Here is a 14,808-nt window from a genome sequence, read left to right as displayed (position 1 = left end):
ATCGGATCCCAAAGCGATACCGTCCAACCGGAGGGACAACAGAACGACGTCGAACTGAAAGTCGACGGACTCGTCAAGCGCTTTGGCGGGATTACGGCCGTCGACAGCGCGAGCTTCGAGGTCGAATCGGGGTCGATGACCGGACTGATCGGTCCGAACGGTGCCGGGAAATCGACGACGTTCCACTGCATCACCGGTATCCACCGGCCGGATGGCGGCTCGGTCCGGTTCCAGGGAAACGATATTACCGGTATCAGGCCCTATCAGTGTGCCGACTACGGGCTCGTCCGAACCTTCCAGATCGCCCGCGAGATGGCCAACATGACCGTCCTCGAGAATCTGATGCTGCCGGCGAAACAGCAGTCAGGCGAACAACTGTGGCGGTCGGTGATGCCGTTTGCCCGGCGGGACGTCATCGAGGAGGAGCGTGAACTGCTCGAACGGGTGTGGGACATCCTCGAGTTCTTCGAGATCGAACATATCGCCGAAGAGAAGGCGGGCAACCTCTCGGGCGGCCAGCGGAAACTGCTCGAGATGGCGCGGGCGCTGATGATCGAACCGGAGATGCTGTTGCTCGACGAACCGTTCGCTGGCGTCAATCCAACGCTCGAGCACAAACTCCTCGACCACATCCACGAACTCCGCGAGGAGGGGTACACGTTCCTCATCGTCGAACACGACATGGACCTTATCATGGAAAACTGCGAACGCGTCATCGTGATGCATCAGGGATCGGTGCTGGCAGAAGGGAACCCCGAAACGATCACCTCGAACGAGCAAGTCATCGAGGCGTACCTCGGAGGTGACGTCTGATGTCGATGCTCGACGTCAGCGGCCTCGACGCGGGGTACGGCGACCTGCAGATCCTGAGCGACGTCGACCTCGAGGTGGCCAAAGAAGAGTACGTCGTCATCGTCGGCCCCAACGGAGCGGGGAAGTCGACGGCGATGAAGTCCGTCTTCGGGCTGACAACGTACATGGGCGGCTTGATCGAGTTCCGGGACGAGGAGATAACCGGTCGGACGCCCGACGAAATCATCCACCAGGGAATCGGTTACGTCCCCCAGAACGACAACGTCTTTCCCTCGTTGACGGTCGAGGAGAACCTCGAGATGGGGGCGTACATCTTGGACGAGGTACCCGAGGCGGCCCTCGAGAGCGTCTACGATCAGTTTCCTATCCTGCGTGAGCGCAAGGACCAGAAAGCTGGCTCGATGAGCGGCGGCCAACAGCAGATGGTCGCGATGGGGCGAGCGCTGATGCTCGATCCGGACCTTCTGTTGCTCGACGAACCGAGCGCCGGCCTCGCGCCGGATCTGGTGGACGAGATGTTCGATCACGTCGACGCGATCAACGACAACGGGACCGCGTTGCTCGTCGTCGAACAGAACGCGAAGGAAGCCCTTCGTCGGTGTGACCGGGGATACGTACTCGTCCAGGGCCAGAACCGGTACGTCGACTCCGGCGACGCTCTATTGAACGACGAGGAGGTCCGCCAGCAGTTCCTCGGCGGCTAGCACGTCCTCGATCCGGCAGAACCTGATTCGTTTTTTCGCGCCGCGTAGCGCGCGCTCGCTCACTGAGCGCTCGCGCGAACGGTTTAACTCGGAACTCGCTTTCCCCACCATGGGTTCGTGCGCGCGCCGCCGCCCTGTGGTCTATCACTCCGATCGTCTCGGAATCAGACGAACGGCGGTGACTATGACTCGAGAGAGACGATACCAGTCAAAAATCGGATCGGGGTTCGATCGCCGCTCAGTCCGACAGCGCGGACTCGAGCTCGCCGCTGTATGACCCCTGTTCGGATTCGAAGGAGACCTGGTTGAGTCCTTCGCCACCTTGCTCCTCTTCGAATGCGTCGACGAACTGCTCAGACAGTTGCTGGCCGTAGTCGTTGTTGACGTACAGCGTCGCGACCGTGTCCGCCTCGAGGCGGCTCGCTGCGACTTCGGCCATGACCTGCCCCTGCAACAGGTCGCTGGGAGCAGTCCGGAAGAAGTAGCCGTCGTCGTCGATATTCGAGAGGCTGAGCGCCGTACTGGATGGCGAACATTGAACGACGTTTGCACTGCTGCTGTTCCCGACGAAGGAGACGGTGTTACCGGACGAACCTGCGCCGACGATCGTCGGGTAGCCGGCGTCGATGAGGGCACCGCCGTTACTGATGGTGGTGTCCTCGTCCGTCTCGGTGTCCTCGGCCTGCAGATCGATGTCGAAATCGGTCCCGGCGAACTGGTCTGCTGCGAGTTCGCCCGCTTGGGCCATCGGTGTTCCGAGTTGTCCCAGGTCACCCGTCTCCGGGAGCAACATCGAGACCATCACGTCGTCGCGGTCCGTTCCGCCGGGGGCGTCGTCGTCCATCTCGCCGCCGGGCTCCGATCCTTCGAACGTGACCGTATCGACCGTTTCGATACCGTCGTCGAACTCCCAGACGTCGTAGGCTGCCTCCGCTGGATCGCCAACGTCGTCGAAGTCGACCGTGCTCGAGGCCCCCTGATAGTTGATGTTTTCGCCGTCGGCAGCCGCTGCGGCTGCGTCCTCGAGTTCGCCCGGTCCATACTCGTCGCCCTCGGGGTTTGCGATCCGTCGCATCTGGCCGCGGATCGCTTCGCCGTCGTTCTCGCCGGCCGCGATGTTCGCCAGGATGCACACGGCAACGGCGTCGAACGTGTGCGCGGTGAAAACTCCTGGGGCTTCGTCGTACTCGTCCTCGTAGAGGTCGGTGTACGCGTCTTCGTTCGGGCCGTCCGAGGACGGTCCCGTCCCGGTAACGTTTGCCATTTCGTTGCCGACTTCGTTCGGAAGGTCCCCATCTTGCATCCCGTCAGGTACGATGATCTCGGTTCCGTTGTCGAAGTCGGAGTAGAAATCACGGAAGATCTGAATTCCGCTCTCCGGGTAGCCAATGATGTTCAGGACGTCCGGTCCCCCGGACTCAACGTCGCCCTCATCCCCGATACAGCCGGCGAGGCCAACAACACCTGTCGCACCGATACCGCCGAGAACACGTCTTCGATTGAGTCTCTGCACCATGGGTAATTGTGGCAATGTCTTCTATATATACCTTTCCCGAACAGTATCTATATTGATACGGTATCGGACAGGATACCGTCTCGACTTCGTATCGCCATGGCACGATACGACCACATGTGGAGAAATCGTGCAATCGCTACCGTAGAGCCACACCGTTTCGATGAGACCAGGCGGAAAGAAACAGCCGTAACGTCGTGTGCTCTATGACCGTTTTATCTGTCGCTCAACCATGGGATGCAGTCCTCCGAGAGGGAGCCACCGTATTCCATGATGCCAACGCGGATCACAACTCGTGGGTTGAGCCGGCCGAGATCGCGGATATGCTTGCCGTCCTCTGTAGCGACGGCACAGCAGTGACAAGCGGTGCTGCGGTGCCCGTCTACGCCGAGACGTGACAATCGCGAAAAGAGTCGTCGTCCGTTACAGGTTCGCGCCGATCCAGTCAGCGAAGTCGCTGCTGAGGAATTCGACGTAGCCCTCGACACCCAGATACAGCGTGACGACGAGGACGATGAGGATCGGCACACGAATCGCCCAGATCCAGGCCGTCCCGAGTCCGCCGAGGTTACCGATTCCTTTCTCGAGTTCTTCGATGGCGATTTTCGGTGTGATCCAGCCGACGAGGATCACTAGCATGAGCGCACCGAACACCAGCAGGATGCCGTCGGCGAAACCATCGAGCAGGTCGAGGAAGATCAGATCGTAGGTGACTGGCACTCCCAGCAGGTAGATAATTCCGCCCATACCGAGTGCTGCTTTCCATCGCTCGACGCCTTTCTCGTCGATGACGTACGCCGTCACGACCTCGAGCAGCGAGATGGCACTCGAGAGTGCTGCGATCGCGACAGTGCCGAAAAAGAGCAAGCCAAGGATGTGGCCGCCACCGATGGTCGCAAACGCCTCGGTCATCGAGACGAAGATCGCACCGGCACCACCCTCACCCGGCTCAGTGATCCCTGCCGCAAAGAAGACGGGGAAGACGACTAACCCGGTCAAGAACGCGATTCCGGTGTCGAAGCCGATGATGGTGAGTCCGTCTTTGGTCAGGTTACGGTCTTCACCGAGATAGGACGCGTAGGTGATCATCACACCCATCCCAAGCGAGAGGGTAAAGAACGCCTGTCCGGCGGCGGCTGGCAGCAACGTCGCCCAGTTGTCGGCGATCACGCCGAACTCCGGCGAGAGGTAGTATTCGTAGCCGGCACCAGCGTCGGGAAGCGTAAACGCCCAGAGAGCCATCCCAACGAGCAAGATGAGGATCGCCGGCACCATCACCTTCACTGCGAGTTCGATCCCGCGTCGGATGCCGAGTGCGACGACGCCAATCGTCACTGCCATAAACAGCGTGTGGAAGACGAAGGCGTCGAGCCCGGTCGACAGTTCGCCAAACAGGACCGCGGCCGCTGGTACTCCGGCTTCGGCTGCGGCACTTTCGTGTCCCGCGAGGAGGGTCCCGTAGCTGCCGCGGAAGCCCTCGAGGAAGTACCGAATGAACCACCCTGCGACGACACTGTAGTACGAGAGAATAACGAACCCGGTGACGATGAAGACACCACCGACGTATTTCCACGTGTTACCGCCCAGTTCCATCAACGCGCCGACCGGGTTCCGTTCGGTTTTGCGGCCGACGACGAACTCCGCCAGAATCGCCGGAAACCCGATCAGTGCCACGAAAAGGAGATAGACCAACAGAAACGCCGATCCACCACCTTCACCCGTAACGAACGGGAATCGCCAGATGTTCCCCAACCCGACTGCACTCCCGACCGCAGCCAGAATAAAGCCTGTTCTTGTTGCCCATGTCTCGCGTTGCACCATATCCCCCTGATTAAAAGAGCGGTCAGATATAACTTTTTATACCCCTGCTATCAGTTCCCCCTCGTCCGGTTATTAATCGTGAAAGAGTTACGGAATCCTTTTCCTGTTGGTCCTCGCAGAAACCCGTATGAATCCGATAGGGGTGTTTCGAGCATGACGATGGAAGAGCGCATCGACGAACTCGAGGATCTTCGCGAAGAGGCTCGCCTTGGTGGCGGCGAAGATCGAATCGAAAAACAACACGACAAGGGGAAGATGACCGCCCGCGAGCGGATCGATTACTTCCTCGATGAGGGAACCTTCACGGAGTTCGACCAGCTCCGGACCCACCAGACCAGCCAGTTCGGCATGGAAGAGAAGAAAGTGCCGGGCGACGGTGTCGTCACGGGCTACGGTGAGGTCAACGGCCGAACCGTCTTCGTCTTCGCACACGACTTTACCGTCTTCGGCGGCTCGCTCGGCGAGGTGTTCGCCGAGAAGATCTGTAAGGTAATGGACATGGCGATGGAGGTTGGTGCACCGGTCATCGGACTCAACGACTCTGCCGGCGCGCGTATTCAGGAAGGTGTCAAGAGTCTCGCTGGCTTCACCGAAATCTTCCGGCGCAACCAGGAAGCCAGCGGTGTCGTCCCACAGATTTCGGGTATTATGGGCCCCTGTGCGGGCGGTGCAGTCTACTCGCCGTCGATCACCGACTTCATTTTCATGGTGAAAGACACGAGCCACATGTACATCACCGGCCCCGGCGTCACCAAGACCGTCACCGGTGAGGAAGTCACTCACGAGGAACTGGGCGGGGCAATGACCCACGCCGGCAAGACCGGTGTCGCCCAGTTCGCCTGCGAGAGCGAAGAACAGGCGCTCGACGACATCAAGCGTCTGCTCTCGTATCTCCCCCAGAACAACGTCGAGGACCCACCGCGTGTCGAGCCGTGGGACGATCCGGATCGGCGTGACGAGGAATTAAAGACCATCGTGCCGCCGAGCCCGCAAAAGCCCTACGACATGACCGACGTCATCGACTCGGTCGTCGACGAGGGCTCGTTCTTCGAGGTTGCGGACAACTTCGCCCAGAACATCGTCGTCGGCTTCGGCCGACTCGACGGTCGTTCGGTCGGTATCGTCGCAAACCAGCCTCGAGTCAACGCTGGCACGCTCACCGTCGACGCCTCGATGAAGGGGTCGCGGTTCGTCCGCTTCTGTGACTCGTTTAACATCCCGATCGTCACCTTCGTCGACGTTCCTGGCTACATGCCCGGTACGGATCAGGAACACCGTGGGATCATCCGCCACGGCGCAAAGCTGCTGTACGCTTTCTCTGAAGCGACCGTCCCACTGCTGACGGTTATCACCCGGAAGGCCTACGGCGGGGCCTACTGTGTCATGGCCTCGAAGAACCTCGGCGCAGACGTCAACTACGCGTGGCCGACCGCCGAAATCGCCGTCATGGGGCCACAGGGTGCCGTCAACATCCTGTATCGGAACGAACTCGCCGAATCCGACAACCCCGACGAACTCCGTGACGAACTCATCGAGGAGTACCGCGAGGAGTTCGCCAACCCCTACACGGCGACGGACAAAGGCTTCCTCGACGACGTCATCGTGCCAACCGAGACGCGTCCACGCCTGATCGCCGACCTCGAGATGCTCGAGACGAAACGCGAGGAGCAACCGGAGAAGAAACACGGGAACATCCCTCTGTAAGATGACGTCACAACAGTCGAACGTCGAAGTCGACGACAGATACGCCGCCGATTCAGGACCACAGCCATCGGCCGGCAAACCTGCCTCGCTCGAGGCGGTCCTCTCCGACGTCGAACTCGATATTCCCGACGACGCCACCGAAGAAGAAGCGGCCGCGATCGCCGCCGCAATCGGGGCACATCTTCACGATCACGCGCTCGCTGTCGCCGCGGCAGCGGCGGCAAGTGGCGGGGAGACCTGGGAGGGCAAGCGCTGGTCGTTTGCTGGCCGCGTACAGGCCCACCAGAGTCGGACCGTCCGTGTGCCTCGTGACGCGCCGACGGATCCGTGGTCGGCTGCCGGCCGAACGAGCCGGTTCTGAGCCGGCTGCCGTCTCTCAGTAAGATCGCGGTTGGGAGGGCTACCACCTTCATACGGTCTACTGTACGTCAGTTCCGGCGCAACCACGAGCAGTCCTGCGGTCGCGCCGGGACATCGGTACAGCAACCCGTATCGGTTCCGGCCCCGGTGGCTCGAGCATTCTGCTGTCAAACTCTTTAATATGCATCACCCACAACCCCCGAGTATGGCCACTGAAACCGAGTCAACGACGGACATGAATGTTGGACTAGCGCTTGCGCTTGGCACGGCTGCAACCATCGGCGCACTGCTGATGTTTACCGGCGCACCGGATACCACGGCAGCATGGGGCTTTGCAGCGGCAATGATCTTTAGTTCGCTCGCAGTCGTCGGGATCCACCTCTACTAGAACTGCGCCTCGATCCCGGTCCTGTCCGGCGGTTGGTCGCCGAATGTCCGCCAACAGTTAAGAGCAACGACACCGTATAGGCGGCTACGGACGATGACCGACTACTCCGACGAAGAGCAGCGAATTCTCTCGTATCTCAGAGAGAGTGCCGCCCGAGGTGAACAGTACTTCCGGGCGAAAAACATTGCCGACGCAATCGGACTCTCGTCGAAACAGGTCGGCGTTCGGCTCCCCCACCTCGCGGAGAAATCGGACGACGTCGATATCGAGAAGTGGGGTCGGGCTCGCTCGACCACGTGGAAAGTTACGCTCAGTTGATCGCTTCGCTTGCGACGCCGCGTTCGATGTTCGAGCCTGGGCCGCGGTCTTTTTATCACAGACGGTCTCAGTTAGTGGCATGACTGTACGGGTCGACCGTTCGTTCGAGCTGTCGGCAGCCCCCGAGGACGTCTGGGCGTTTATTGCCGATCCAAAAAACCGTGCGCGGGCAATCAGCGTTGTCCAAGAGTACTCCGTCGACGATCCGGACGGTCGACGGGTGACGTGGCACGTCGAGTTACCGATCCCGCTCGTGCGCAAAACGGTTCGCGTCGAAACCGAAGACGTCACGCGCGAGCCGCCGACGTACGTCAAGTTCGTCGGCAAATCGAAGGTGATGACCGTCACCGGCGAACACGAGATCGTCGAGACCGACACCGGTACGCGACTCGAGAACCACTTCGTCGTCGACGGCAAACTGCCCGGCGTCGAGAAATTCTTCAAACGCAACCTGGATGGCGAACTCGAGAACCTCCGACGCACGCTCGAGCGCGACCTGCAGACGACCCAATCCGAGGACCGATGATGACCAACGACACACTTCGCGTTGCACTCGCCCAGATCCACGTCGAGGCGACCGAGATCGAGGCGAACGTCGAACGCGCACTCGAAGCGGTCTCACATGCTGCCTCGCGTGGTGCTGACCTCGTTGCGCTCCCCGAACTGTTCAACGTGGGCTATTTCGCGTTCGACAGCTACGAGCGCCACGCTGAACCCTTCGAGGGCGAGACGTTCACACGGCTGCGGGAGGCCGCTGCCGACCACGAGATTGCCGTCCTCGCGGGAAGTATTGTCGAGGATCTAGCGGCGACTGCAACCGTCGAGACACCGGCCGACGAGGGGCTCGCAAACACCACTGCGCTGTTCGATGCGACCGGCGACCGACAGCTCGTCTACCGAAAACACCACCTCTTTGGCTACCAGTCGGCGGAATCGGAGCTGCTCGTCCCCGGCGAGCGCATCGAGACGGCGACGATCGGTGGCGTCACCGTCGGCGCAACGACCTGCTATGACCTGCGATTTCCGGAACTCTACCGGCAACTGATCGACGCCGGCGCGGAGTTGGTGCTCGTTCCGAGTGCATGGCCCTACCCCCGCGTCGAACACTGGCAGACGCTCTCGCGAGCGCGCGCGATCGAAAACCAGGCGTTCGTCGCGACGATTAACGGCTCCGGCCACTTCGAGCGCGCGGACGCGACGCTGCTCGGCCGATCGACCGTCTATGACCCGTGGGGAACCACGCTCGCCTCGAGCGGCGACGAGCCGGCGCTGGTGATGGCCGAGCTCGATCTCGGGGCGCTCGAGCGGGTCCGCGAGGAGTTTCCGGCGCTTCGCGACCGGCGACTATAGCCGTCCAGAGTCCAGAAGATCGACCGCTGTCTTTTTATTCTACGCCTCGGTAGTACGGATGCCGGTTGACGGCGCTTTTCACGTCACGACCGGCACTGCGCGTCGCTCCGGCCCGTCGCACGCTCGTTTCCCGGGAACGAGCGACTCCGCGCCCACTCCTCATCTTCGTCTTCATCGTCGTCCTATTAGCTAGGCACACAGTTTCCGCCTCCTGGAGCGACTGTGATATCCATCCTCGAGCGACCCGTTGCGAAAAAGTAAGGTAGGGGCTTCGCGTTGGTTCTCACAGGAATGTTTAGGAAGGTTCTGGTAGCGAATCGTGGGGAAATCGCCGTTCGAGTAATGCGTGCGTGCGAGGAGCTAAATGTCGGGACTGTCGCGATTTACTCCGAGGCCGACAAGGACTCGGGGCACGTCCGCTATGCCGACGAGGCGTACAACGTCGGCCCGGCCCGTGCGGCCGACTCGTATCTCGATCACGAGGCCGTCATTGATGCCGCACGGAAAGCGGACGCCGACGCCATCCACCCCGGCTACGGCTTCCTCGCGGAGAACGCCGAGTTCGCCCGCAAAGTCGAAGAAACTGAGGGCATCACCTGGGTCGGCCCGTCCGGCGACTCGATGGAAGCCCTCGGCGAGAAAACCAAGGCCCGATCGATCATGGACGAAGCAGACGTTCCGATCGTGCCCGGAACCACCGATCCCGTCACCGACCACGAGGAAGTCAAAGCGTTCGGGGAGAAACACGGCTACCCCATCGCGATCAAGGCCGAAGGCGGCGGTGGCGGCCGCGGGATGAAGGTCGTCCGAGACGAAAGCGACGTCGAGGACCAACTCGAGAGCGCCCAGCGTGAGGGTGAGGCCTACTTCGACAACGATTCGGTTTACCTCGAGCGCTTCCTCGAAAAATCGCGTCACATCGAGGTTCAGATCGTCGCCGACCAGCACGGCAACGTCTGCCATCTGGGCGAGCGTGACTGTTCGCTCCAGCGCCGCCACCAGAAGGTCATCGAGGAAGGCCCGTCGGCGGCGCTGTCGGATGCACTACGTGAAAAGATAACCGAAGCAGCCCGTCGCGGTGTCTCCGCGGCCGACTACACCAACGCCGGGACCGTCGAGTTCCTCGTCGAAGAGGAACCCGGTCGAGACGGCCCACTCGGGGCGGACACGAACTTCTACTTCCTCGAGGTCAACACCCGGATTCAGGTCGAACACACCGTCTCCGAGGAGATCTCGGGGATCGACATCGTCAAACGACAGCTCAAGATCGCCGCCGGCGAGGAACTCGACTTCGAACAGGACGATGTCTCGATCGACGGCCACGCAATCGAGTTCCGGATCAACGCCGAGAACGCGGCCAACGACTTCGCGCCCGCGACCGGCGGGACCCTCGAGACGTACGATCCGCCGGGCGGCGTCGGCGTCCGCATGGACGACGCGCTGCGTCAGGGCGACGAACTCGTCACCGACTACGACTCGATGATCGCCAAACTCGTCGTCTGGGGCGAGGACCGCGACGAGTGTCTCGAGCGCTCGCTGCGTGCCCTGCGGGAGTACGAGATCGAAGGCATCCCGACGATTATCCCCTTCCACCGCCTGATGCTCACCGACGAGCGCTTCGTCGAAAGCACACACACGACGAAGTATCTCGACGATGAACTCGATCCGAGTCGCATCGACGACGCCCAAGAGCAGTGGGGCGGTGACACCGGCGACGGTGAAAGCGACGACGAGGAGAGCGTCGAACGCGAGTTCACCGTCGAAGTCAACGGCAAACGCTTCGAGGTCGAACTCGAGGAACACGGCGCACCCGCGATTCCGGCCGGCGACATCGATACCGGTGGCAACGCACAGGCCAGCCGTCCGGAGCCGGCCGGTGGCTCGAGTAGCGAAACCGAAATCGAGGGTGACGGCGAGACCGTCGACGCCGAGATGCAGGGCACGATCCTCGACATCAAGGTCGAGGTCGGCGACGAGGTCGCTGCCGGCGACGTGTTGGTCGTCCTCGAGGCGATGAAGATGGAAAACGACATCGTGGCCTCGAACGGCGGCACCGTCACCGAAATCGCCATCGAAGAGGACCAGAGCGTCGACATGGGCGACGTACTGGTCGTCCTCGAGTAACGCCGCGGCAATCGAACAGCCGCAACCAGCAGTCGATTTTTTCGACCGGGCGCCACGAACAGGTTCGGCCACTCGAGCGGGTGGAGATGGCCGGACGGGCCGACCTGGAGCAACAGTGGGAGCTATTCGTCCGTGAAACCGAAGACGGGCCGTTGGAAACACCTCGAAAGCGTCGCCGCCGCAAGCGCCGCGGCGGTTCGCGACTGCAGGCGCTCGCGGCGACCGGTGGTGCTGCAGATTAGTTGACCGGTCGCTGAACCGTCGGTGCGCGTTCTCGAGCGGCGATTCGACAGCTGGAACCGACAGTTCGTAGCTGTTCTCAGACGGTGAGCGTGAGTGGGTCTCCGATCGTCACGAACAGAGATGTATGATATCGTTACTCACTGTTTTTCTTTAATCTTCTCCACGCACATTAGGAGATTATTTTATCTCTATTATAAACGTATTATGCGCTGCTCTCCGATCGATCACCTGCATCATGCGACGACGACACTTCATGGGCACGCTGGCTGCGGCAGGACTGCTCGGTTCGACGGGAACCACACAGGTAACGGCCGAGAACGGCAACCAAGGGAACGGGCTACGGGGGCATCCTGGGGTCAACAACGTCATCGTCCTCATCGGTGATGGGATGGGGTTCGATCCCATCGAGACGACGAGCACCGTTTACGACGACCTGACGATGTCGAAGGCAGTTCAGAACGAGCTTTCGATGCAGGAGTTCGTCGATTCCGGATTCAACCGAACGAGTTCGCGGTCCGGAGCGGTCACCGACTCCGCCGCTGCCGGCACTGCACTGGCGACCGGCCTCAAGGCGTTCAACGGCCAGGTCGGCGTGTACGGTCCAGATGGGGCCGATAGCGACGAACTGACGACCGTCATGGGACAGGCCGAGATCGCGAAGGCCGTCGGCAAACAGACTGGTCTCGTCACGACCACGCGACTGACTCACGCAACCCCTGCGACGTATGCGACCCACGTCGCCAACCGCGGACAGGAAGGCGATATCGCCGATCAGTACCTCGAGAACGAGATTGACGTCCTGCTCGGCGGCGGCCGGCGTGAGTGGGATGACGATCAACTCGAGCGCGCCGAGACGATCGGATACGACGTCCTGTACGACCGCTCGGACCTTCAGACAGCCGACGACGGCAAGCTGCTGGGGCTTTTCGATCACAGCCACATCACCTACCGGCTCGATCGCCCCGACACGATCCCGTCGCTGCCCGAGATGACCGCAGCAGCCGTCGACCGACTCGAAAGCGAGGAAGGCTACTTCCTCATGGTCGAGGGTGGCCGAATCGACCACGCCGAACACGGCAACGACGTACAGACGACCGTCGACGAGACCAAAGAGTTCGACGAGGTCGTCGAGTGGACGCTCGAGTACGCCGCTGATCGGGACGACACGCTCGTCGTTGTCACGTCCGACCACGAGACCGGCGGGATGGCGACCGGGACGGACTACGGTGCCCCTATCGCCCGCAAGTGCATCAAGAACGCCTCGGCATCCTGTGGTGCGATCGCCGAGCGTATCGAAAACGGCGAATCGGCTCGTGCGGTCATCGAGGAGACGCTCGATGTGACCATCACGGCCGAGGAGGCGACCCGAATCGAAAACGAACGTGGGAGCGACGGCTGGGCGCTCTCGGATGCTGTCGCCGAGATCACCGCCGACTACCTCGGCGTTGGCTGGGCGTCGACACGCCACACCGGCCCTGCTCAGTTAGTGGTCGCTGCCGGTCTCGGGGACGGTCGCTTTACTGGCTGGTTCGACAACACCGACCTCTCAGCGACCATCACGGCGCTCATGCTGTTTGGCGACTCCCTCGAGATGCCCGAGGGACGGGACTTAGAGCGCTGGGAACAACGGATAAAACGCAATGGCCCACGCGGTCCGCGCGACGCCTACATCGCCTGTGTCGGGTACGTCGGCCCCGTCGAAACGGCTGTCCAGCGCGCGCTCGACACGACGGGCGATGGCATCGTTGACTACGGCGACGTGTTAGCAATCGCAGACGGGCAGGGACGACCCGAGCCTGCAACACAGCCCCGTAACCGCGGCCGCGACCGAGCAGCCAACCGCCAGAACGCGATTCACCAGTTCTAGGCGACTCGGATCCTCACGCCTTGGCCGAACTGGCCACGCTCAACAACAGAACATAAACGGGTAGATCAGCGCGACCCGATCGCCGTCCGCGAGTGTCGTCTCGAACCCCTCGAAGTGTTCGTTGAACCGACCGTTGATACAGACGCGGGCGTAGGTCCGGGTCTGATCGCCCTCGGGGTTCTTGCGCCAGGTCCCAGGGAGGTCGTCGGGGACCGGTGCCCAGCCGTGGGCGGTCGCATCGGCTTCGGTTTCGGCGATAAGCAGGTCTTCGACGTCATAGACCGCAAAGAACGCCTCGAGGAACTCCCGAAGTCGGTCGCCCGCGAACGTGAACTCGAGTTCGTGGGTTCCGACGGCGTCGCGGATGTGACCAGTACAGCGGACGGTGACGGTCGTTTGTGGCTGGCCCTGCTCTTCTCGCGCTTTCTGAGCTGTTTCGGTTGCCATATCGGATGGATGGGTTCACTCGGTGAAACTCCACTTCCGAATATGTTCGGTAACACGCCGTTCACGAACGTTTCGAAAGCGGTCGCACCCGGTGAGACATCGCGTATGTGGCTACAATGGGTGCCTGTAGATTGAATATTACTACGTGAAGAAATACAAATATAATCACCGTGCTAATATCATACTAGTATAAGCTCGTAATATATACACTAAGGATCGAGTTTGTACATTAGAGTGGCGATCTATACATCAAGTTCAGATTGACGTCAGAGGATTTATAGTCGATGACAGTAAGAGTCCGCCCAATGCTACTCTCAGTCGATCGCACGGACACTGCCGATCTGCATTCAGTAAGTTTCGATGTTATCGCAGCCGTTGCCGAACAAGAGGGCGTCGACCCGATGGAGATCGAACCGCCGGAGTACGATGCGCTGTACGATGTGATCAATCCGGAAGCGCTCGATATGCTCTTTGCGCCCCGAGAAGACGGTTCGAAGCGAGCCAATGGGTCCGTTGAATTCCCCTTCTGTGGCTATCAGATCATCGTCGACAGCAGTGGCAAGGTCGAGGCCGTCGAGCAAGACGGCACCCGGTAACTCTCGGAGTTGCTGACCGTCGATACACACCCCATCGCACAGTTATCGTGTATCGGTGTGGAGATCGAGTTAGTCGTTCCGATCGTCACTCCCGGCCGCGGCGATCCGCGCTCGCCAGTCGTCCGGAATCGGCTTCGAGTGGCCCGTCTCCTGATCGACGAGCACCTGCACGGTTCGCGCCGTCGCCGCTCGATTCCCATCTGCCCGAATCTCGTACTCCATCGGGAGACTCGAGGTGCCGAGGTCTGGTACACGGAGGGCAACCGTAACGTCCGCGTCGGCCTCGATCGGTCGGACGTAATCGATTTCGAGATTTGCGAGAACGGTTCCGACGTCGACCAGCGAGACGCCGACGACGTCTCTGAAGTACATTTGGCGGGCTTCCTCGAGATACGTCGCGTACGTCGCGTTGTTGACGTGGCCCATGAAGTCGATATCTCGGAGCCGGACGTCGATCGCCACCACATAATCGTCGCTGTCGTCGCTGTTGCCGATATCGTCGCCCATTGTCGACTGTCGACGGTATCAATCGCCGTATAGGTACCTATCGACGCACAGCT

16 protein-coding genes and 1 pseudogene are annotated in these 14,808 nt (G+C 61.1%); 13 read left to right on the top strand and 4 right to left on the bottom strand.

Features of this window, described 5'->3' with window-relative positions; genetic code table 11:
* Together BW940_RS06145 and BW940_RS06140 are read left to right on the top strand one after the other, a co-directional pair.
* A complete protein-coding gene (locus BW940_RS06145) occupies positions 1-813 on the top strand; it encodes an ABC transporter ATP-binding protein (RefSeq protein WP_076608437.1) in 813 nt (270 codons plus the stop codon).
* Positions 813-1,517, top strand: a complete 705-nt coding sequence (locus BW940_RS06140) for an ABC transporter ATP-binding protein (protein ID WP_076608318.1) — start codon at positions 813-815, stop codon at positions 1,515-1,517. Before BW940_RS06145 ends, BW940_RS06140 begins: the two co-directional genes overlap by 1 nt.
* Before the next feature lie 238 nt (positions 1,518-1,755).
* On the opposite strand, the gene BW940_RS06135 is transcribed toward BW940_RS06140, so the two are convergent.
* The gene (locus BW940_RS06135) at positions 1,756-3,033 is read right to left on the bottom strand and encodes an ABC transporter substrate-binding protein (protein ID WP_076608317.1); all 1,278 of its coding nucleotides are present in this window, start codon (positions 3,031-3,033) and stop codon (positions 1,756-1,758) included.
* 275 nt (positions 3,034-3,308) lie between these two features.
* On the opposite strand from BW940_RS06135, the pseudogene BW940_RS21030 reads away from it, so the two are divergent.
* Positions 3,309-3,428, top strand: a pseudogene (locus BW940_RS21030) (glucose 1-dehydrogenase); the annotation flags it as partial.
* 25 nt (positions 3,429-3,453) lie between these two features.
* Here the strand turns inward: BW940_RS21030 and BW940_RS06125 are convergent.
* Complete coding sequence (locus BW940_RS06125) at positions 3,454-4,851, bottom strand: sodium-dependent transporter (protein ID WP_076608315.1); 1,398 nt, start codon at positions 4,849-4,851, stop codon at positions 3,454-3,456.
* 159 nt (positions 4,852-5,010) lie between these two features.
* On the opposite strand from BW940_RS06125, the gene BW940_RS06120 reads away from it, so the two are divergent.
* From BW940_RS06120 to BW940_RS06085, 9 genes are all read left to right on the top strand, one after another.
* Positions 5,011-6,555, top strand: a complete 1,545-nt coding sequence (locus tag BW940_RS06120; protein WP_076608436.1) for an acyl-CoA carboxylase subunit beta — start codon at positions 5,011-5,013, stop codon at positions 6,553-6,555.
* Position 6,556: 1 nt separating this feature from the next.
* On the top strand, positions 6,557-6,916 hold the full coding sequence (locus tag BW940_RS06115) for a hypothetical protein (protein ID WP_076608314.1): 360 nt from the start codon (positions 6,557-6,559) through the stop codon (positions 6,914-6,916).
* A 204-nt stretch (positions 6,917-7,120) separates the two neighbouring features.
* Positions 7,121-7,303: a DUF7525 family protein gene (locus BW940_RS06110; protein WP_076608313.1), complete on the top strand. Its 183-nt coding sequence runs from the start codon at positions 7,121-7,123 to the stop codon at positions 7,301-7,303.
* A gap of 93 nt (positions 7,304-7,396) precedes the next feature.
* Positions 7,397-7,621: a DUF7123 family protein gene (locus BW940_RS06105; protein WP_006067615.1), complete on the top strand. Its 225-nt coding sequence runs from the start codon at positions 7,397-7,399 to the stop codon at positions 7,619-7,621.
* A gap of 79 nt (positions 7,622-7,700) precedes the next feature.
* Positions 7,701-8,147 (top strand): SRPBCC family protein, encoded by a 447-nt coding sequence (locus tag BW940_RS06100; RefSeq protein ID WP_076608312.1) that lies wholly within the window; start codon positions 7,701-7,703, stop codon positions 8,145-8,147.
* The gene (locus BW940_RS06095) at positions 8,147-8,971 is read left to right on the top strand and encodes a carbon-nitrogen family hydrolase (protein ID WP_076608435.1); all 825 of its coding nucleotides are present in this window, start codon (positions 8,147-8,149) and stop codon (positions 8,969-8,971) included. The genes BW940_RS06100 and BW940_RS06095 overlap by 1 nt, the downstream gene beginning before the upstream one ends.
* A 291-nt stretch (positions 8,972-9,262) precedes the next feature.
* A complete protein-coding gene (locus BW940_RS06090; RefSeq protein WP_076608311.1) occupies positions 9,263-11,095 on the top strand; it encodes an acetyl-CoA carboxylase biotin carboxylase subunit in 1,833 nt (610 codons plus the stop codon).
* 86 nt (positions 11,096-11,181) lie between these two features.
* Positions 11,182-11,337, top strand: a complete 156-nt coding sequence (locus BW940_RS21450; protein ID WP_159440157.1) for a hypothetical protein — start codon at positions 11,182-11,184, stop codon at positions 11,335-11,337.
* A gap of 236 nt (positions 11,338-11,573) precedes the next feature.
* Positions 11,574-13,205, top strand: coding sequence for an alkaline phosphatase (locus BW940_RS06085; RefSeq protein WP_076608310.1), 1,632 nt, complete (start codon positions 11,574-11,576; stop codon positions 13,203-13,205).
* A 39-nt stretch (positions 13,206-13,244) separates the two neighbouring features.
* On the opposite strand, the gene BW940_RS06080 is transcribed toward BW940_RS06085, so the two are convergent.
* Complete coding sequence (locus BW940_RS06080; protein WP_076608309.1) at positions 13,245-13,652, bottom strand: MoaD/ThiS family protein; 408 nt, start codon at positions 13,650-13,652, stop codon at positions 13,245-13,247.
* A gap of 305 nt (positions 13,653-13,957) precedes the next feature.
* Between BW940_RS06080 and BW940_RS06075 the strand changes: the two genes are divergently transcribed.
* Positions 13,958-14,248: a HalOD1 output domain-containing protein gene (locus BW940_RS06075; RefSeq protein ID WP_076608308.1), complete on the top strand. Its 291-nt coding sequence runs from the start codon at positions 13,958-13,960 to the stop codon at positions 14,246-14,248.
* A gap of 69 nt (positions 14,249-14,317) precedes the next feature.
* On the opposite strand, the gene BW940_RS06070 is transcribed toward BW940_RS06075, so the two are convergent.
* Positions 14,318-14,755, bottom strand: coding sequence for an acyl-CoA thioesterase (locus tag BW940_RS06070; protein ID WP_076608307.1), 438 nt, complete (start codon positions 14,753-14,755; stop codon positions 14,318-14,320).
* Positions 14,756-14,808 lie beyond the last annotated feature (53 nt).

This window comes from Natronorubrum thiooxidans (assembly GCF_900156475.1).
In the GTDB taxonomy this organism is placed as follows: Archaea; Halobacteriota; Halobacteria; order Halobacteriales; family Natrialbaceae; genus Natronorubrum; species Natronorubrum thiooxidans.
Note: the sequence above shows the minus strand (reverse complement) of the source record. Positions and strands in the feature narration are given on the sequence as shown.

Bases quoted from the DNA above. Each gene is read 5' to 3' on its own strand.
- BW940_RS06135 (WP_076608317.1), bottom strand. From the start codon at position 3,033: ATGGTGCAGAGACTCAATCGAAGACGTGTTCTCGGCGGTATCGGTGCG.
- BW940_RS06080 (WP_076608309.1), bottom strand. From the start codon at position 13,652: ATGGCAACCGAAACAGCTCAGAAAGCGCGAGAAGAGCAGGGCCAGCCA.
- BW940_RS06070 (WP_076608307.1), bottom strand. From the start codon at position 14,755: ATGGGCGACGATATCGGCAACAGCGACGACAGCGACGATTATGTGGTG.
- BW940_RS21450 (WP_159440157.1), top strand. From the start codon at position 11,182: ATGGCCGGACGGGCCGACCTGGAGCAACAGTGGGAGCTATTCGTCCGT.
- BW940_RS06110 (WP_076608313.1), top strand. From the start codon at position 7,121: ATGGCCACTGAAACCGAGTCAACGACGGACATGAATGTTGGACTAGCG.
- BW940_RS06115 (WP_076608314.1), top strand. From the start codon at position 6,557: ATGACGTCACAACAGTCGAACGTCGAAGTCGACGACAGATACGCCGCC.
- BW940_RS06095 (WP_076608435.1), top strand. From the start codon at position 8,147: ATGACCAACGACACACTTCGCGTTGCACTCGCCCAGATCCACGTCGAG.
- BW940_RS06100 (WP_076608312.1), top strand. From the start codon at position 7,701: ATGACTGTACGGGTCGACCGTTCGTTCGAGCTGTCGGCAGCCCCCGAG.
- BW940_RS06120 (WP_076608436.1), top strand. From the start codon at position 5,011: ATGGAAGAGCGCATCGACGAACTCGAGGATCTTCGCGAAGAGGCTCGC.
- BW940_RS06105 (WP_006067615.1), top strand. From the start codon at position 7,397: ATGACCGACTACTCCGACGAAGAGCAGCGAATTCTCTCGTATCTCAGA.
- BW940_RS06140 (WP_076608318.1), top strand. From the start codon at position 813: ATGTCGATGCTCGACGTCAGCGGCCTCGACGCGGGGTACGGCGACCTG.
- BW940_RS06090 (WP_076608311.1), top strand. From the start codon at position 9,263: ATGTTTAGGAAGGTTCTGGTAGCGAATCGTGGGGAAATCGCCGTTCGA.
- BW940_RS06085 (WP_076608310.1), top strand. From the start codon at position 11,574: ATGCGACGACGACACTTCATGGGCACGCTGGCTGCGGCAGGACTGCTC.
- BW940_RS06075 (WP_076608308.1), top strand. From the start codon at position 13,958: ATGCTACTCTCAGTCGATCGCACGGACACTGCCGATCTGCATTCAGTA.
- BW940_RS06125 (WP_076608315.1), bottom strand. From the start codon at position 4,851: ATGGTGCAACGCGAGACATGGGCAACAAGAACAGGCTTTATTCTGGCT.